Annotated in this window: 17 protein-coding genes; all 17 read right to left on the bottom strand. The window is 43.9% G+C overall.

The window, feature by feature from the left end:
• Positions 1-162: 162 nt before the first annotated feature.
• The 17 genes from L1028_RS11845 to dapG all read right to left on the bottom strand — a co-directional run bounded on the left by L1028_RS11845 (position 163) and on the right by dapG (position 18693).
• On the bottom strand, positions 163-1449 hold the full coding sequence (locus tag L1028_RS11845; RefSeq protein WP_042189391.1) for a competence/damage-inducible protein A: 1287 nt from the start codon (positions 1447-1449) through the stop codon (positions 163-165).
• 109 nt (positions 1450-1558) lie between these two features.
• Positions 1559-2146: a CDP-diacylglycerol--glycerol-3-phosphate 3-phosphatidyltransferase gene (gene pgsA / locus L1028_RS11840; protein ID WP_234533980.1), complete on the bottom strand. Its 588-nt coding sequence runs from the start codon at positions 2144-2146 to the stop codon at positions 1559-1561.
• 153 nt (positions 2147-2299) lie between these two features.
• Positions 2300-2791, bottom strand: a complete 492-nt coding sequence (locus tag L1028_RS11835; RefSeq protein WP_042128814.1) for a YajQ family cyclic di-GMP-binding protein — start codon at positions 2789-2791, stop codon at positions 2300-2302.
• Positions 2792-2992: 201 nt separating this feature from the next.
• Positions 2993-3154: a hypothetical protein gene (locus L1028_RS11830; protein WP_179281593.1), complete on the bottom strand. Its 162-nt coding sequence runs from the start codon at positions 3152-3154 to the stop codon at positions 2993-2995.
• Between the two features lie 79 nt (positions 3155-3233).
• The gene (locus L1028_RS11825) at positions 3234-4196 is read right to left on the bottom strand and encodes a helix-turn-helix domain-containing protein (protein ID WP_234533978.1); all 963 of its coding nucleotides are present in this window, start codon (positions 4194-4196) and stop codon (positions 3234-3236) included.
• Positions 4197-4237: 41 nt separating this feature from the next.
• Entirely contained in the window at positions 4238-5005 is a 768-nt protein-coding gene (locus tag L1028_RS11820) for a DUF3388 domain-containing protein (protein WP_060623113.1), read from the bottom strand.
• Positions 5006-5181: 176 nt separating this feature from the next.
• Entirely contained in the window at positions 5182-5445 is a 264-nt protein-coding gene (locus L1028_RS11815) for a DUF3243 domain-containing protein (protein ID WP_042189396.1), read from the bottom strand.
• A gap of 136 nt (positions 5446-5581) precedes the next feature.
• On the bottom strand, positions 5582-6310 hold the full coding sequence (gene ymfI / locus L1028_RS11810) for an elongation factor P 5-aminopentanone reductase (RefSeq protein ID WP_234534121.1): 729 nt from the start codon (positions 6308-6310) through the stop codon (positions 5582-5584).
• 39 nt (positions 6311-6349) lie between these two features.
• Entirely contained in the window at positions 6350-7630 is a 1281-nt protein-coding gene (yfmH, locus tag L1028_RS11805) for an EF-P 5-aminopentanol modification-associated protein YfmH (RefSeq protein ID WP_234533976.1), read from the bottom strand.
• Between the two features lie 2 nt (positions 7631-7632).
• On the bottom strand, positions 7633-8910 hold the full coding sequence (yfmF, locus tag L1028_RS11800; protein ID WP_234533974.1) for an EF-P 5-aminopentanol modification-associated protein YfmF: 1278 nt from the start codon (positions 8908-8910) through the stop codon (positions 7633-7635).
• A 137-nt stretch (positions 8911-9047) separates the two neighbouring features.
• Positions 9048-9914, bottom strand: a complete 867-nt coding sequence (gene sleB, locus L1028_RS11795; RefSeq protein WP_234533972.1) for a spore cortex-lytic enzyme — start codon at positions 9912-9914, stop codon at positions 9048-9050.
• A gap of 528 nt (positions 9915-10442) precedes the next feature.
• Positions 10443-13103, bottom strand: coding sequence for an FtsK/SpoIIIE family DNA translocase (locus L1028_RS11790; protein ID WP_234533971.1), 2661 nt, complete (start codon positions 13101-13103; stop codon positions 10443-10445).
• Between the two features lie 78 nt (positions 13104-13181).
• Positions 13182-13394 (bottom strand): YlzJ-like family protein, encoded by a 213-nt coding sequence (locus tag L1028_RS11785; RefSeq protein WP_042128829.1) that lies wholly within the window; start codon positions 13392-13394, stop codon positions 13182-13184.
• A complete protein-coding gene (locus L1028_RS11780) occupies positions 13391-14170 on the bottom strand; it encodes a ClpP family protease (protein ID WP_279306855.1) in 780 nt (259 codons plus the stop codon). Before L1028_RS11780 ends, L1028_RS11785 begins: the two co-directional genes overlap by 4 nt.
• A gap of 217 nt (positions 14171-14387) precedes the next feature.
• A complete protein-coding gene (locus L1028_RS11775) occupies positions 14388-16067 on the bottom strand; it encodes a ribonuclease J (protein WP_042189403.1) in 1680 nt (559 codons plus the stop codon).
• A 510-nt stretch (positions 16068-16577) separates the two neighbouring features.
• The gene (gene dapA / locus L1028_RS11770; protein WP_234533968.1) at positions 16578-17453 is read right to left on the bottom strand and encodes a 4-hydroxy-tetrahydrodipicolinate synthase; all 876 of its coding nucleotides are present in this window, start codon (positions 17451-17453) and stop codon (positions 16578-16580) included.
• 16 nt (positions 17454-17469) lie between these two features.
• Positions 17470-18693, bottom strand: coding sequence for an aspartate kinase (dapG, locus tag L1028_RS11765; RefSeq protein ID WP_042189405.1), 1224 nt, complete (start codon positions 18691-18693; stop codon positions 17470-17472).
• Positions 18694-18870 lie beyond the last annotated feature (177 nt).

The raw sequence follows: 18870 nt of genomic DNA, 5'->3' as shown, positions 1-18870 counted from the left end.
ATAGAAGTTAACTGATTTCTCTACTTCACCGGACATCAACGACTTATGATCATAACCAAAACAGCGATCAAAATCTCCGCAGATATACAAAAAACCGCAGCAAAGAAATCTCAGTGCCACGGTTCTTCCGTATGTCTCAATTATAACTGGGCTAATCTCCCATTACAAGTCTGAGCCTTCAAGTGGTGTCTCCACCTTCCGTTCCTCAAGTCTGCGCCATAGACGATACAACAGAGCTTTAACAGTACGCAGTCGTATATTTTCACGTGTACCTTTAAGATTAAGCTCATACACCTCTGTCTTACGCCCGCGTTCAGCTAAACCAATAAATACAAGTCCAACTGGCTTACGTTCAGAATAACCTGGTCCTGCTACACCAGTTACAGATAAGCCGAAATCACTATCCGCGATCATTCTCACCTGATCAGCTAACACCTCGGCAACTTCACGACTAACAGCCCCTGGAGCATCTGGCCCCTCCAAATAAGCACTTGGCACATTCAGAAGTTTTTTCTTCAGGTCGTTGGAATAACAGACGATTCCTCCCGCAAACATCGAAGCACTGCCTGGAATGTTAGTTATACTCTCCATCAATAAGCCTCCAGTGCAACTCTCTGCCGCACTTAAAGTCAGACCTGCATCCGCCATCCAATCCACAATCAATTGCTCCAGCGGCACATCAATATTTGCATATAAATGTTCTGGCAAAATCTCTTTGATCTGTTTCTCTAGAATCTCCAGCTTCTTGTAAGCTTCATGCTCGGAAGGCGCCTTTGTCGAAATACGGACGGTTACCTCTCCCTCTTTAGCGTAAGGAGCTATGGTTGGGTCTGTCTGGCTGTGAATAAGATCAATGAGCTTATCCTCAAGCAGTGATTCTCCGATACCGGCAAATTTAAGCATTTTAGAATAAAGTGGCATTTCTGTCGTCAGAGCGTGCTGCTGGAGCCACGGTACAGCTTTATCTACGAACATCGGCTTCATCTCGCGAGGCGGACCAGGAAGCACAATATAATATTTCTTTTCATGCTCAAAAGCAATGCCAACAGCAAGACCAATCTCATTTGGCAAAGGTGTGGTACCTTCAATTATAAGTGCCTGTTTACGATTATTCTCCGTCATTACGATCTTTCGATCATCAAAGAAACGTTGTACATGATCCATTGCCAAGCGGTCTATATGAAGTGTGCGGCCTAAGGAAGCAGCCAGCGCGTCCTTCGTTAGATCATCTTCTGTAGGACCAATACCACCGGTAAATATGATAACATCCGCTCTGCTTTGAGCGATCTCAATGGCTTGCTGCAAGCGACTGCTGTTATCCCCAACTACGGTTTGAAAATATACATCAATCCCAATAGCAGCTAGCTCAATAGACAAAAACTGGGCATTACTATTTACGATTTGACCGAGTAAAAGCTCCGTGCCTACTGCAATAATCTCCGCTTTCATACCTGGCTTTCGCCTCCTCATTATAATGTAGATACACTGCTTTTAGGGTTTAAAAAAGGTAATAGGCGCTTTACCTATTACCTCTCCTATATGTAGCTACCTAAAATGCTTAAGCATTATGCAGCTGTAATAGATCCTTATTCTTCACAAAATAATCAATTCCAGAGTAAATAGTGATCAGGGCTGCAGCCCAGATGGCAATATCGTCTACAGGAATGCTGACGAATTGAAATGGGAAATTATTTAACAACAGCAGTGAGATCGCTACAATTTGTACAACCGTCTTTATCTTACCCCATTTGCTTGCGGCAACCACTTTTCCCTCTAACAATGCTATCTGGCGAAGCCCGGTTACTGCGAACTCACGACTAATGATAACAATTGCGATCCATGAATCACATCTGCCCAATTCCACAAGTGAAATCAGAACTGCGGAAACTAACAGCTTGTCCGCTAACGGATCAAGGAGCTTACCGAGATTGGTGACCATATTATATTTCCTTGCTATGTAGCCGTCTATTCCATCTGTGCTCGCAGCAAGCAAAAAGATTATAGCTGCTACCAAATGATTAACAGATAGCTGAAAAGAGCCCCAATGTATCGGTTCTGGATAAAAGCTGAAATCCACCAGTAAAAAAAACATCATAATCGGGATCAGACAAATACGTGATAGCGTGATGCGGTTGGGCAAATTCACTGAAGTTCCTCCCCTAAATCATTCATACAAATGGCCTGAATCAGGCTCATCTATTTCTACTTAAGCAAGTATATTATAGCTATAAATAGGTGTCAAAAAAAATACAAAGCACCCCGCATAATGGCGCTGATAAGCACTGCGGGGTACAAAATGCTATTTTAAGTTGTTGAACTGCAGGTCCAGCGGCAAATCAGCTTTACGCAATATCTGGATAATTTGTTGCAGATCATCGCGACTCTTACCAGTTACGCGGATCTGATCTCCTTGAATCTGGCTCTTCACCTTCAATTTCGAATCACGAATCAGGATGTTAATTTTTTTTGCATTCTCCTGATCAATCCCTTGCTTAAGACCTAAGCGCTGACGAACACTTCCCAGAGAAGCAGGCTCCACTTTGCCGAAATCCAAGTTTTTCAGCGTGATACCTCTCTTCACCATCTTCGATTGTAAAATATCAATAACAGCGTTTAACTTATATTCGTCCTCAGAGGCGATAATAAGTGCGTCTTTCTCCAGCTTCAGACTGCTTTTACTGTTCTTAAAGTCAAAGCGGTTGTCAATTTCTTTCTCTGTTTGGTGGATCGCATTGGTTAATTCCTGCATATCCATTTTAGATACGATATCAAATGAACTTTCTGAACTCATAACTACACGTCCTTTGTACTTTTTAGTCTGCTACTATTATAAAAGAATGATACCCTTAAGTCTAATATTGGATAATATGTACCTCGCCCGACACAGAAAACAGCCCCACATAGTGGAGCTTTTCCTTCGAAATGAGTTGTGTTCCAGGTAGAAATACGTCTCCAATGGAAGATATCCTCGGAGACGCACATTCTAAATTCTCTATCTGCTTCGGAGCGGGCTTCGAAACATATCCAGAATTCCAAGCACGATATGTGCAAGACCGAACCCGAGAATTCCATAACCCCAAGCACTTGGTGTCATATAGTATCCGATAAGACTGACAATAACCCCAAGTCCAGCTACAATCCAGCTAACAATCATGAATGCACACCCCACTTTGGCTAAGAACTGGAAACAGTCTTATGTTCCCCGCAAAGCCAAAGTCTATGCATCATTTTTCTTATTGGCCTGTTTTATTAGTCTGGTCGGTAGTATCGGTGGTACCTTCATTCTGGGTCGTTTCACTTCCAGTACCATCATCCAGATTAAGTAGCAGACGAGATGAGGTCTTTTCATCTGTAATTACTTGTCCATTGACAGTAATCTCAGTAGCTGGTGAATAACCAGATTTAATATACATTCCTTCACTTCCAAGCACAAAGCTCATACGATCTCCTGCCGCTGTGTTACCAAATGAGAGTTTCTCACCTTTAGAGTTCTCACCTTTATACACCTCAAGCCAGCTTACCCCAGTAGCAGAAATCTCAACCTTCACTTCACTTCCAGCTGGAGCTGAAACCTTGAATTTTGTTGTTTTGCCTGCTTTCCCATCCGGTGTAACTGTAATGGATTGCGGGGATGGCGTAAGCGTTGGCACTGGCGTAGGCTCTGCAGCAGGTTCAGTTGTTGCTTCTGTTCCTGCCGAAGAAGTTGGCGCCACAACGCCTCCTCCTGAAGCCGGTGGAGACGTTTGGGCTGTCGTAGGATCTTGCTGTTCGTTCGTCAGATTCGTCTGATCAATCTGAGCAGGATCCGGTTTGTTCAAACTAGAAGCATAAATGTAGATCACAACAATAATCAATATTGGAAATGTCCACATTAACACTGTTGGCAGCCATTTTGCATTCCGTTCTGTTTCTGGTCTACGGCTGCGTTTTTGAATCACCGTTTCCATGGCTGTGTCTTCGGGAGGGGCTGGTACATTCCCATGCTCCTCGAGCAGTTCGTCAGGGCTCATCCCTACTGCCTCTGCGTACGTTTTGATAAACGCCCTAACATAAAAACTTCCTGGAAGCACCTTATAGTCTCCAGACTCGATGGCTTCCAAATACTTTTTGCGAATTTTCGTTACTTCCTGGACATCGTCAAGACTCATCCCTTTTTGCAGACGCGCCTCTTTCAATTGCCGGCCCAGTTCCGACATACCATCACCTCCTGTAAATTTCAATGAATATCATTGGTGTTCTATAAATCATCACTGTAGCTAGTCGTGAACGACTCGTACAATATTTCTTCATTTGGATTATTGCGAAGCTCGATAATAATATCAAAATCATCAAAGGTGTACTCAGATTCCCGCACAAAAATATCTGGATGCTCGATCACTTTCGTGCTTGGCATACTCATAACATTTTGCAATAAATTATAATGCTTCTCATTAGAGCGAATCGTACTAACAATACCATCAATAATAAATACATTATGTGGGTTCAATTCATCTTCTGCCAGTTGACTTCGCACCGTCTGACGTAAAAGTGTCGAAGAAACAAATGTCCACCGCTTCATCGCACATACACTTCCAGCAATGATCGACTCCGTCTTCCCTACACGGGGCATACCTCGAAGTCCTATTACCTGATTTCCATCTTTTTTAAACAATTCCCCGAGAAAATCGACCAATAGTCCAAGCTCATCCCGGGTAAAACGAAACGTCTTTCGATCATCTGAATCCCGTTCAATATATCGCCCATGGCGTACAGCCAGCTTATCTACGAGTCTTGGAGACCGCAGAGCTGAAACTGTAATATTATCAACTTTCTTGAGCATTTCGCCCATCAGCATTATTTTGTCATCATCATTGGTCTCCAGCAACATTCCGCGAGTCTTTCCTTCAACGCCATTAATCGTCAGAATGTTAACCTCTAGCATCCCTAACATTGAAGCGATATCACCAAGCAGACCAGGTCTGTTCTTGTGAATCTTGTATTCCATATACCATTGTTTATATTCCACTTGTACACCTCATAGATTCCTTTTCCCGCACCTTGATATACACCAAAAAAATGCCGTTCAGACAAAGCGGTCTGAAACACGGGTCATGTTAATGATATATAAAATAAAAATGAAAGGCAAGGTCAGTCCTGTAATAATTGCAGAAAAGCTCCCACAAGGGGAGCTTTTCCGCAAGCTTAGGCGTGATTTTTCGCCAACTTGACCATGAGTTTAGCAATCGTCTGCTTTTCTTCATCGTTGCCGACGTCCCATAGCTCTTTGATTGCACGGTTTTGAGTGTTTGCTGGATCCACCTTTTCATCGAGGAATTCCCCAATTTCAAAAGCCAGCTTTGAGATTGTGTCTTCACTCATCCCAAGTTTCTCCGCCTGTACAACTCGTTTACCTAGAAATTTCTTCCAGGTGTCAAAGTTTTTGATTACGCTATCTTCTTGTGTCATCTTAAATCCTCCTTCATGTTTACGGTCAAACACCTGCATACAGGCTGTAAGCCGCCTTACGTGAGATTTAAAAACAACACTTATAATATGTCTTAGAAACTAAGTTATTATGCTGGAGCTTTTCTCCAACTGAAGATCAGGTAATCCATCCACCATTTGGACTAATAATCTGGCCAGTGATATACCCGGACTCAGGCAAAGCCAAAAAATAAATTAGTGAAGATATTTCATTAGGCGTAGCCAAACGCCCTACTGGAATCTCATCCTCCAGCATACGGACTTCATCCTCCTGTAAATTGGACAACATGTTCGTATTAACTGCTCCTGGAGCTACAGCGTTAACCGTTACACCAGATGGAGCCAGCTCTTTAGCTAAAGCCTTTGTAAAGGCATTCACTCCACCTTTGCTGGCCGAATAAGCTACTTCGCAAGAAGCTCCAGTGATTCCCCATACAGAAGAAACGTTGATGATACGACCATATCGTTGCGACACCATGTACGGCATAAAGATCTGACTGCACATAAAGGTTCCCTTCAAGTTAATAGACATAATGTCATCCCATTCCTCTTCGGTCACATCAGCTAGCATTCCGTAATGCGATTTACCGGCATTATTAACAAGAATATCCGGCTGCATCCCATTACTCTCAAGCTTTTCAGCCATACGTATAATCTGACTACGATCCTTCATATCGGCGTTTACTGTCATTACCTTTGCCCCAAGTGCCATACAACGCCGAGCAACATCATTCGCGGCTTCATGTGAGTTTTTGTAATGAATAACTATATTCATCCCCACAGAAGCAAATCGTTCCGCAATGGCGCCGCCGATTCCTCCGCTTCCCCCTGTAATGAGCACTGTCATTTCCCCTAGTGGTTTGTTGCTCTCTCCCAAAACGCTCACCTAAGGACTCACCACCAATGAAACGGTAAGCTGTTCCCAGTTTACATGGGCTTGCAGACGCTCATTTACTTCTGCCAAAGTAATCGATTCATACATAGGCAGAACTTCAAACAGGTCACCACCACGGAACTGGTAGCGTGTAAATTCATGTGCGATACTTTCAGGGGAGTTCAGCATGCGCAAATAACCGCCAATTTTCTTTTTCCGCGCCCGCTCGAAATCCTTTTCCGCAAAGCCAGACTTTAAGATTAGATCTACTTCTTCTTTAATGCGTTTTAAAAGCAACTCCGGATCCTTTGTATCCCCACCCATTGCAGAAAAAGCATACTGCGGAGAACTATTAAATTCATGTCCAAAGCTGTCTGAGATCAATTCTTCATCATATAACTTTTGATACAATGCTGTGCTACTACCTACCAACAAATCGAGCATTAGCTTCGTTATCAGGTCGCGTTTCAGAGAAGCTTCACCTGTTAGATCTTCTACTTTTTCCTTAAAACCAAACATTATTTTCGGCATTGAAACAGCAAGCTTGCTTTCTAGCCGTTTTGTAGCGACTTGTTCGGGCTCATCTTCAAAAATACGCTTGATTTGACCCTGCTCGCCGTAGGTTTTACCCTTTTGGTTAGTGCGAATCAAGGAGAATACTTTCTCCGGGTCCACACCTCCAACCACGAACAACAACATATTGCTAGGGTGATAAAAAGCGTTATAACATGTGTACAGCGTTTCTTTCGTGATCGTACTAATCGATTCTACCGTACCTGCAATGTCAATCCGAACCGGATGTTTCGAATACATCGCTTCAATAAGGCCAAAATACACGCGCCAGTCCGGATTATCAGCATACATATCGATTTCTTGACCAATAATTCCCTTTTCCTTTTCTACATTCTCATCTGTAAAATAAGGTCGCTGAACAAAATCAACGAGCGTACTAAGATTGGTCTCTATATTCTCTGTTGCTGAGAAAAGATAAACTGTCTGATCAAAGCTTGTAAAGGCATTGGCCGAGGCTCCATTTGAAGCAAAGGTAGCAAAAATATCGCCTTCTGGCTCTTCGAACATTTTGTGCTCTAAAAAGTGAGCTATACCGTCAGGAACAGTAGTCTCTTCTCCACCTCCGACACGAAAATGATTGTCAACGGAACCGTATTTAGTTGCAAATGTAGCATAGGTCTTTTTAAAGGTTGGTTTCGGCAACACATATACCTGAAGTCCGTTATCCATAACCTCATGATAAATGGTCTCTTGAAGTCTGTCATAATGAATTTGTTCCATCGTTATTCCTCCTTTCCTGTCAAGAAATAAATCGTATCCAGCTGAAAGGTTTCGGCGGCGGCTTTTACATCTTCAGCACCGATTTGTTCCACCTGCCCCAATAGCTGATCCGCTGTCCGTTCTTTTCCTGACAACTGGCGGTTGAAGTCGTAAGAGATCATTTCAAAAGCAGAATCCGGAATTTCGGAAAGCTGATTGCGAATCATGGCTTTGGTCTGACTCAGTTCCAGATCACTGATATTGCCAGCTTTCATCTCTTCCAATTGCTTCTCTATAATATCCACGGCTTTGCCGTAATTTTGCGTTTCGATGCCTGATTGAATCGTTCCAATACCCTTATGGCCGTCATAACGAGACGAAGCATAATATGCAAGGCTTGCCTTCTCACGTACGTTTACGAAGAGTTTAGAGTGGGGATACCCTCCTAATATTCCGTTGTACATAATTGCGGACGCGTATTTATCATCCTTATAAGTAATAGAGGTGCGTAGACCCAGATTCAACTTGCCCTGACTGACATCCAGCTTCTCTTCTACAGTCCGCACCTCATTAACAGACACAGGTACGAACTTAGAGCTATATAAGCCCGCCTCGGACTGAACCCGGCCGAAATGACGCTGTACAAGCTTTTCTACTTCCTCAGCTGTTGTGTCTCCCACTACATAAAGATCAAGGATGGCATCATCCAGCCAGGAATTATAGGATTCATATAAACTTTTCTGAGTGATTTGATCCAGATCCGCTCTTTGCCCCAGAGGGTGAAGACGATATGGCTCGTTACGGCACATTTCCTCAATACAGCGTTCAGCAGCGTAACGTATCTTGTCATTTACGATGGACTCCAGCTTCTTGCGAACGGTTTCACGCTCTGTTGCAACATACGAAGGTCGGAAGCTGCCGTCTTCAACTAATGGACGAGTCAGTACTTCACCTAAGAAAGCGAAGGATTGTTCAAGTAAGCTCTCCTGGCTTTGCACAAAAGAGTCATTAATAGTATCCATGCGGAACTGAACGATTTGATAATCGCCTCTTTTATAAATATCAAACCCGAACCCAGCGCCATACAGCTCCTCCAAACGCTCGCGGAATTGCGTGGTCTCCGGATAAGTCGCGGTACCTCTGCGAAGCACGAATGGAGCTAGTGCAGTAGAGGTTACTGTCTTCTCATCAAGAGGGATCCCCGCATAAAGTGAGATCGCGTAGGTCTTGAACGCCTTGGTTGGCATAACGTGAATGCGCAAGCCTCCTACGGTGCCATGCTGAAATACATTATTAGTCAAGTCCAAAACTCCTTTACGGCGTGGATAGTTGCTCTACATCATGTTTATGAATTATTAACCATTCTAAACCATTCCAAAGTAAGGAAGCAACCGGAAGCCTCTTCCCGGTTGCTCTCTGAATTCTCTATCCTTCTTTTTTACATACAGAAAATATGCTGACCAATCGTCTTCACCTGAGGACGGGTCCAAATCCATTTAGAGGTCGCTGTTTTAGGATTGAAGTAATACAAACATCCACCTGAGGGGTCCCAACCGTTGAGTGCTTGCTGCACTGCTTTACGTGCTTGCTCATTGGGCTCCAGATAGATCTGACCATCGGCCACAGCTGTAAATGCTCCTGGTTGAAAAATAACGCCAGACGGCGTATTCGGGAAACTAGGTGATTTCACTCGGTTTAAAATGACCGCAGCAACAGCAACCTGACCTTCGAAAGGCTCACCTCTGGCTTCTCCATACACGGCATTAGCCATGATCTTGAGATCATTATCCGATAAGCCCATCGAATTACCTGAAGACAATCCTGGAGAATTCGTTTTATTGGACGTATTTGTTTTATTGCCAGTGTTATTCTGCGCTGTATTATTTCCCGTGCCCGTAGAAGGCTCAGTCGGCTTCCAGTTCTTCGTGGCGTTATATAGCTTCAGCTTAGTTTTGGCACCTACAATGCCATCAGACTTCATTCCGAATTTCCATTGAAACCATGTTACTGCATTCTTTGTTTTTGGCCCAAAATGACTGTCTATTTTTCCGGCATAATAACCTAAATGCTTTAATCGTCCCTGCAATTCATAGACATCCTGACCTGTGGACCCAAGTTTAATGGGTGTTGTACTGAAAGCCGGCAAGGCTTCTTCGTCAGGATTATTTAACTCGTGGACAAATGACGCAGCAGCACTTTGCTTGGTCTGAACAATGCCATTCCCCTTGAAAAACGTTCCTGCAAACGGCGCGGCAGCAAGTGCAAGAGTTAAAGCAGCAAATATCCACATCTTTTGTTTCTTCATAGGGTTCGCTCTACCTTTCTTTTGTAAGTTCTGCATGGATGGCTAAAGTTATTATGACGACTGTCAGCGCATCCTATGCATTACTAAAAAAGAAGAAATAGCTTTTCATTGTAATTGAGAATAATTATCAACTATAATCGGAATAAGAAAAACATGGAGTTGATATGAATCATGAATTTAAAGGACCACATTTTACTGTGGAACCACGCATTAATTGAAATTATAGATATACGTCATACTTCTCAACATTACAGTGATATATATTCTCTTAATGTTCAGTTGGATTATATTGTTAATGCATTACTAGCTGCACCAAGAGTCAAATAATTAGTCATTTTATAAAAAGAAGCTGCCCCAAAGCCATAGAATGGCTAATCAGGGTAGCTTCCTTTTTATAGTATAGTCCAAGCAGCAGGGGTCGTTTACACTTCTTCAGCATGAGTAAGGGGCCGTTCCCAAGTAGTACGAACTACTTGGAGACGACCCCTTTTTTACTGTCTATTGAAGGCTAAAACTGACTTGTCCAGCTTAAGAACTGATCTTGTTATGCTGATACTGCTCAAGTGATACAAGCACCTCACGTGGCTTGCTGCCCTCGTAAGGCCCTATTACCCCACGAGCCTCCATAGAATCAATCAAACGGGCTGCACGGGTGTAACCAACCCTCATCCGGCGCTGTAGCAGCGAGACTGAAGCCTGCTTCGCTTCAAGCACGATCGTAACGGCCTGCTCATATAATTCATCCTGCGGTTCCTGATCTTCAGAAATTGTGTCATCAACCTCTGGAACAATGGAATCGTCATATTCTGCTTCCCCTTGACTGCTGACATATTGAACGATCGTCTCAACCTCCTGATCGCTCATAAAGGCACCCTGTACACGAATCGGTTTAGAAGCCCCCATCGGTAAGAACAGCATGTCTCCCCGACCCAACAGCTTCTCCGCACCTGGCATATCCAGAATGGTGCGTGAGTCTACATTGGAAGATACGCCGAAAGCGATACGAGATGGAATATTAGCCTTAATCAAACCTGTAATGACATCTACGGAAGGACGCTGAGTAGCGATAATTAGATGAATACCTGCTGCACGCGCCATCTGTGCAAGTCGACAGATAGCATCCTCTACATCGTTAGCGGCAACCATCATCAAATCCGCAAGCTCGTCCACAATAACAACGATATACGGAAGGATAGCAGCCGGATTCTCTGCCATCAGCTTATTATAGCCTTCCATGTTGCGCGTTCCCGATTTGGAGAAGAGTTCATACCTTTTCTCCATCTCCACAACGATCTTCTTCAAAGCTAAACTCGCCCGCTTCGGATCGGTAACCACTGGAGCCAAAAGATGCGGAATCCCATTATAGACATTCAGTTCCACCATCTTCGGGTCCACCATCAGGAATTTAACTTCATCGGGTTTAGCTTTGTATAAAATGCTCGTAATAATCCCGTTAATACAAACCGATTTACCAGAACCCGTTGCACCAGCCACCAATAAATGGGGCATCTTCGCTAAATTACCGATAATCGTCTGACCCGAAATGTCACGTCCAAAAGCAATCGATAATCTGGATTCAGCTTCCTGGAAGATCTGTGTCTCCATAACTTCACGCATGGTTACAATAGACACTTCAGAATTCGGTACCTCTATCCCAATGGCTGATTTACCCGGAATTGGCGCCTCCATACGTATATCTTTGGCTGCAAGAGCAAGCGCAATGTCATCCGTCAGATTAACAATACGGCTAACTTTGACACCAATATCCGGCTGAATCTCATACCGTGTAACCGCTGGACCTCTAACTACTTCGAGAACCTTTGCTCTTACACCGAAGCTCTCTAGGGTAGCTTCAAGCTTACGGGCGGTCTGCATATAATCATTCTGATCTCCCGCTTTGCCGCTGTTGTTAGGTTTGGCTAGAAGTCGGAAAGATGGTAACTTATAAGGTTTTGGTGGAGGTGGTGCCGGAGCAGCAGGAATGATCTTTCCATCAGGAGTGGCGCTTAGCAATCCATCCAAGTCTATAGTCACATTCTCCTCAGGCTCATCTGAAGGCTGTTGATTAACAGGATTAGCCCCAGCAACAGGAGCTTTGACGGCAACACCACGAGCCGCAGGAGAGAATTCACTCCATTCCTCCCGATCTTCCTCATTCAGCCCTTCTGAGCGGATATGCTCAAAGAAGTCGCGAATAATTGGAGTCACAGGTTCCATATCCATATCTGCATTATCAAAATCATGATGAATATCCTCAAGCGGAGTCACACGACTATCTACTGAAAGCCCAGAAATGATCGGACCGTGCGAAGCACTTGATACAATTGGACCTTGATCATCATCCTCAGAATCGGCTTCCGCCTCTGAACGGGTGGACCCTGAGAACCAACCGGATATTTTTTTCAATAGAACAGGTTGCTTGCGATTAGGTAAATATCGATCGTCCTCTTCCTCTTCGTCATCTTCGTCATAGACGGGCTGCTTCACTGGCCGAGTCTTTGCGGGTGCGGCTGCTTTGGAAGGTCTAGCAGCTACTGGGACTGCCTTCGGACGGTTTGCCGCATGGAGACGAATCCCCTCCACAAACTTAACCGTACGAACTCGCAAAAGAGTAATAATCTCTACATAGGAGAGATTTGTAATTAACATAAAGCTGATGGCAAGCATAACGATCATGAGCAGCTTAGCTCCCAGACTACCAAAGAGCCACAGCAGCGCAGCATACTCCAATCCGCCGATATATCCACCACTTATATCCTTACCCAGCATATAGACATTACTATTGTTAACGCCGGGCGAAAGAGATCCCGAAAGATCATTATGTATTTGTGTCATCACGTTGCCAGGATGGAGCAAGGACAACGGGCCAAGCTTCTGCTCCATTGCAGAAATAGTGCTCATAAGGCACATGGATAGCAGTAGCAGAAGCACGCCTGTATGTCGACTGTTCCAAGAAGAAGGCCATCTTCGATGGATCATAACCATAAGCCCATAAAAAATACCAATAAGCGGCAACACAAAATAAAATCTCCCTAATAAATAACCCGCCATACTTGAAAGTGACCGCCCTACCGCCGCTTCACCGGACAGAGCAATAACGGATATCGTTATTAGTAAAATTCCGTAAATTTCATATTTTAAAACGCTGCCGAGCAGCGCTTTTTTCTTTTTCTTTTTTCGTTTAGCCACGCCAGCCACCCCCGGAACAACATTATACCATATAATGGCGTGGCGTACCTATGTTCTCTTTTGTCAAAAAATGAATCTTTATGTTAACGTAATTATCGCTCCAGGAGAGAACGACGGATCCAAATATCGCTCCAAAGGACAATCCAGCAATCGTACTATGCGCGCGCGTCCTTCCTCCATCGGCTCAACCTGCATGAGCATCCCCTGAACACTTACTTCTCGCGTTGTAGCGTAATTATTAAATGCCCCCTCCCACACCTGTTCCATCGACATTATCGTGTAGAGTGTCATTGCGTAAGCCCTCCCGAAATCGCTGCTGTAGGCGCAGCAGAGAAATCTCCACCAATCATGCGGTTAAGATGCGTTAAAGCAGCTCCGATTCCGCCCACCTCATCCATGAGACCATATTTAACGGCGTCTAACCCCCCAACGGCTGTTCCAATATCACGATTGAGCTCACCCGTCTTAAACATGAGGTCACGGAACTGTTCTTCAGAAATCCGAGAATGAGAAGTAACGAATTTTACTACACGCTCCTGCATTTTTTCCATGTATTCGAACGTCTGTGGCACTCCAATTACTAAACCATTCATACGAATCGGATGTATCGTCATTGTTGCACTTTCCGCAATAATTGAATACGTAGAGGATACAGCGATCGGAACACCAATACTATGGCCCCCTCCAATGACTACCGTTACCGTTGGTTTAGAGAGTGAAGAAATCATTTCGGCAATCGCTAGACCAGCTTCTACATCTCCACCAACAGTATTTAAAATAATCAGCAGACCTTTAATATTCTTATTCTGTTCAGCTGCCACCAGCTGGGGAATGATATGTTCGTATTTTGTCGTTTTGTTCTGAGGAGGCATTACAATATGGCCTTCAATCTGACCGATGATCGTTATGCAAAAGATATCCGGTTCTCCGGTTGGAACCGCTGTTTGTCCAAGCTCTTTAAGTGCACCCATTGTAGTGGGCGGCATATTTTCATTTGTATTTGGATTTCCCTCTTGTGGTATAACTTCCTCATTCTTTGCTCCATTTGATCCATTCATGTAGTTCATCTTCGCAGCTCTCCCTTTTCTTATGCAGCTCTGGTCTGCAATAGCCTTACTAACTCTTTCATTAGTATGACATTTCAGGGCCCTGCATTATGCAACCCTCTCCTCATGATGTGAATATAAACAATACAAAAACCCCTTTTCCCGTAGAAACCGTCCAATATTTCCGGGGAAAAGGGGCCAATGCCCAAGCTATATATTTATTTAAGGAGAGTTCTCCTTACACTTCCATGATAATTGGCAAAATCATCGGTCTACGACGCGTTTGCTCATATAAGAAACGACCGAGTGAATCTTTTACGCTTGTTTTAAGCGATGCCCACTCATTTACTTTCTCACTCATCAGGCGCTGAAGTGTACTGGAAACAATTCGGTTCGCTTCGTCAAGCAGTCCTTCGGACTCACGAACATAAACGAAACCTCGAGAAATGATGTCAGGTCCGGAGACAATCGCACCATTCTGTTTGCTTAGTGTAACCACGACAACCAAAATACCATCTTGAGACAGCAACTTACGGTCACGCAATACAATATTACCTACATCACCTACACCCAGACCGTCAATCAATACGTTACCAGCCGTTACTTTACCAGCTTTACGAGCAGCACCGCCTTGAATTTCCACAATCTCACCGATTTCAGTGATGAAAATGTTCTGAGACTCTACGCCAACGGATTCTGCCAAAAGTGCATGTTTGCGTTGCATACGGTATTCACCGTGAATTGGAATGAAATATTTTGGTTTCATCAGGTTAAGCATAAGCTTAAGCTCTTCCTGGCTACCGTGACCGGATACGTGAACGCCAGAATTGGAACCGCTATAAATTACGTTAGCGCCAAGACGGAACAATTCATCAATGGTACGACCTACATATTTCTCGTTACCTGGTACCGGTGTTGCTGCAATAATAACAGTATCACCTGGCAAAATATCTACTTTACGATGACTGGAACGTGCCATACGGGTCAATGCGGACATTGGCTCGCCTTGGGATCCTGTGCAAAGAACAACGACACGGTTCGCTGCCATTCTGTTCATTTCTTCAGGCTCGATCAGCATACCGTCAGGTACGTTCAGATATCCAAGCTCAGAAGCGATGGATACAACGTTTACCATACTACGGCCAATTACTGTAATCTTACGACCTGTGGATTCTGCTGCATTAACCACTTGTTGAATACGGTGCACATTGGAAGCAAAAGTTGCTACAACGACACGTTGTTCAGCTTTGCGGAAAATGTCTTCCAGAACGATACCGACATTTTTCTCAGATGGGGTAAAGCCTGGTTTCTCAGCATTCGTACTATCCGACAAAAGAGCAAGCACGCCCTTCTGACCAATTTCAGCCATCCGATGCAGATTTGCAAATTGACCGTTGACTGGAGTGTGGTCAAATTTGAAATCTCCCGTATGAACTACGTTACCTTCCGGTGTTTCTATGCACACACCGACGGAATCAGGAATACTGTGATTGGTTCTGAAGAAAGTAACTTTGAGCGAACTTCCCAGTTGAATTTCTGAATCTTCATTGATCAGAATTCGTTTGGTGTCACCCAGTAAGTTTGCTTCCTTCAATTTGTTTTCTACAAGGCCTAATGTAAGTCTTGTTCCGTAAACCGGAACATTCAAATTCTTCAGGACATATGGGAGACCACCGATGTGATCCTCGTGTCCGTGGGTAAGTACAATTCCTCTTACCTTGTCACGGTTCTCTGTCAAATAAGAGATATCAGGAATTACAATATCAATACCGAGCATATCTTCTTCCGGGAACTTAAGTCCCGAATCCACGACTACAATGTCAGCTCCATATTGAATGACATACATGTTTTTCCCGATTTCTCCGACTCCGCCCAATGCGAAAATCATCAATTTATCGTTGTTGTTTTTTTTGGACAAATGAATCTAACCCTCCTATGATGTTGGACGTCATACTTTTATTGGTAAATATTGAACTTCGATTATTTCAGCGGCGCTGAACACATTCTTCAAACAGCTGATAGCTTCCTAAATTAACAAGGATATTCCTGATATCTGCAAAATGCGCAATGCGAAAGCTCCCGATTCCGGGCAGTAAAGTTCATATTGAAGCGGACAAATGCCGTCAAAATTCACTGTCGCGCCCCTCGCGCGAAGACATTTCAATCATTTACACAGACTCATCTTGGGACCTATCCTGTCTCACAATGTGTACCATTGACGGAAGATTACCGCATATTTAATTTTAACCGCACCCAGTCACTTAAGATCATTATACATGATTTTTTTGGCAAAAGACAAGTCACCCAATCTCGTATCCAAATTCTTTCCTTAAATGTGACCCATTATTTTAGCAAAATATAATAAATATAAAAACCGGCTCTCCACAGGAGAAGCCGGTTTAAACACTAGAATATCATTGATCAGCACTTAGTGAAAAAGTGCCTCAATAAAGGCCGCCTCAGCTTCTGTAGGTGAAATAAGCGGCAATCTGACGCCTCCAACAGGCAGACCTTTCAGACTTAAAGCATATTTGACCGCTGAAGGATTCGGTAAAGGTTGTGGACATTCGAACAATCCTTTGAAAATAGGGAACAATTGCCGATGTATCTTTCCCGCTCGCTGAACATTTCCTGAGGTGTATGCATAGATCATTTCTGACATCTGTGCACCAACCACATGACTAGCTACACTGATAATTCCGTATCCTCCTACGGCTAGACTAGCTAAGCCCGCAGAATCATCACCAGTATATACACGGAAGTCATCGGAACACGCTGAAGCGATAAGTGTTACTTGATCGACAGATGCACATTCTTTTGTCGCAACAATATTCGGAATTTCAGCAAGTCGAAGGGTTGTGTCCACGCTCATACTTACACCCGTACGACCGGGAACATTATACAGCATGACTGGCAATGAAGTCTCCGAAGCAATCGCAGAAAAATGCTGAAAGAGCCCTTCCTGATTAGGCTTATTGTAATAAGGAACGACCAAAAGCACGCCATCCACACCTATTTTCTCCGCTTCCTTTGTCAGGTGAATAGAGTGCTTCGTGTTATTACTGCCTGTTCCAGCAATAATTTTACAGCGGCCATTCGCCTTCTCTAGTACAAAAGAAAACAGCTGCAGTTTCTCCTCATCACTTAACGTTGGAGATTCCCCGGTTGTGCCACAGACAACCAATGCCTCTGATTTCTGTTCCTCAATTAAATAATCGACAAGCTGTGAAGTTACATCCCAGTTGATTTCTCCATCCCCGTCAAAGGGGGTTACCATGGCTGTTATTAATCTTCCGAAATCCACTTTGAATTCCTCCTTGTCAGCGATGCAATTCAAACATAGCATGCAGCGAACGCAGGGACTGCACCATATCCTCTTTCTTCACCAGCACCCAAATCGTTGTATTCGAATCTGCGGATTGGAGAATCTGAATATTTTGTGAGCTAAGTGCCTCAACGATACGAGCCATAATACCAGGCACACCATTAATTCCGCCACCGATAACGGAAACTTTTGCGCAACCTGATAGACTCTTAGGACGCAAGCCCAATTGCTGAAGAACAGAGATGGCCTTTTCTGATTTGTCATCGAACACAGTATAAAGAGCTTCAGTAGGTGTTACATTAATAAAATCAACGCTTATTCCATTGTCGGCCATACTTTTAAAAATTTGAAGTTGAACGCCCGTACCATTTCCATCTGGACACTCCACAGAAATCTGTGTGACGTTGCTGACATAAGCAATCCCTGTTACGAAGCGGTCTACAATGCCGCCAGACTGAATGTCGTTGAACCCTTCAGGATTCGTAACCAGCGTACCTTCATTCTCAGAAAACGTTGAACGAACACGTACTGGAATTTGTGCCTGCATCGCAATCTCAACCGCACGTGGATGGATCACTTTTGCTCCCTGATGAGCCATATTACAAATTTCTGTATAGCTAACATACGTTAGCGGTTTTGCATCTTCAACGATCCGCGGATCTGCTGTAAGAATCCCGTTAACATCTGTATAGATATCAACCATATCTGCATGAAGGGCAGCACCCAGTGCAGTCGCAGAGGTGTCACTTCCTCCACGGCCCAAAGTCGTCAAATCACCAGCTTCAGTCTGTCCTTGGAACCCTGTCACTATAACTACTTTATCTTCACGCAGTTCACGAAGAATACGTTCAGGACGTACATCTAGAATTCTTGCATTGCCATAGTTGCTATCTGTCATAAAACCAGCCTGAGCCCCCGTTAATACCGTAGAAGCAATCCCTTCATTCTCCAGCAGGCCACAAAGAGTAGTAGCAGAGATAATCTCTCCACAGCACATCAAGAGATCCTTCTCACGCTCTGGGAGCGAATCTCCATTCTGAACAGCCCAATCCAGCAGAGTATCTGTTGCATAAGGTTCTCCGCGTCTGCCCATTGCCGAAACGACAATGACCAAACTATAGCCGCTAGCGAGCTCCCGTTTGACATTACGAATGACGTGCTCTCTAGCTTGTGGTGTTGAAAGTGATGTTCCTCCGAATTTTTGTACCAGAATACCCATGTATAATTCCTCCATTATTGTCAAAGCAAACACACTAATCGTTCGTAAACAGAACTCATTTCGTTTCTAATGAGAAATTCATTTACAGTACGTAAGCTTATTTCTTAAGTAATTTTCTTTTATTTTGAAAAATGGTTGTACCGCCCTCGGAAAGAGGACGGTAGCAGTAATGCTTAT

It is taken from the genome of Paenibacillus pseudetheri (assembly GCF_924513355.1).
Classification (GTDB): Bacteria; Bacillota; Bacilli; order Paenibacillales; family Paenibacillaceae; genus Paenibacillus_AQ; species Paenibacillus_AQ pseudetheri.
This window is presented reverse-complemented; position numbering and strand designations above follow the sequence as displayed.

Bases quoted from the DNA above. Each gene is read 5' to 3' on its own strand.
- ymfI (WP_234534121.1), bottom strand. From the start codon at position 6,310: ATGACAGTGCTCATTACAGGGGGAAGCGGAGGAATCGGCGGCGCCATT.
- sleB (WP_234533972.1), bottom strand. From the start codon at position 9,914: ATGAAGAAACAAAAGATGTGGATATTTGCTGCTTTAACTCTTGCACTT.
- L1028_RS11835 (WP_042128814.1), bottom strand. From the start codon at position 2,791: ATGAGTTCAGAAAGTTCATTTGATATCGTATCTAAAATGGATATGCAG.
- L1028_RS11830 (WP_179281593.1), bottom strand. From the start codon at position 3,154: ATGATTGTTAGCTGGATTGTAGCTGGACTTGGGGTTATTGTCAGTCTT.
- dapG (WP_042189405.1), bottom strand. From the start codon at position 18,693: ATGGGTATTCTGGTACAAAAATTCGGAGGAACATCACTTTCAACACCA.
- yfmH (WP_234533976.1), bottom strand. From the start codon at position 7,630: ATGGAACAAATTCATTATGACAGACTTCAAGAGACCATTTATCATGAG.
- L1028_RS11825 (WP_234533978.1), bottom strand. From the start codon at position 4,196: ATGTCGGAACTGGGCCGGCAATTGAAAGAGGCGCGTCTGCAAAAAGGG.
- L1028_RS11785 (WP_042128829.1), bottom strand. From the start codon at position 13,394: ATGACACTCTACACGATAATGTCGATGGAACAGGTGTGGGAGGGGGCA.
- L1028_RS11845 (WP_042189391.1), bottom strand. From the start codon at position 1,449: ATGAAAGCGGAGATTATTGCAGTAGGCACGGAGCTTTTACTCGGTCAA.
- L1028_RS11780 (WP_279306855.1), bottom strand. From the start codon at position 14,170: ATGAACTACATGAATGGATCAAATGGAGCAAAGAATGAGGAAGTTATA.
- L1028_RS11815 (WP_042189396.1), bottom strand. From the start codon at position 5,445: ATGACACAAGAAGATAGCGTAATCAAAAACTTTGACACCTGGAAGAAA.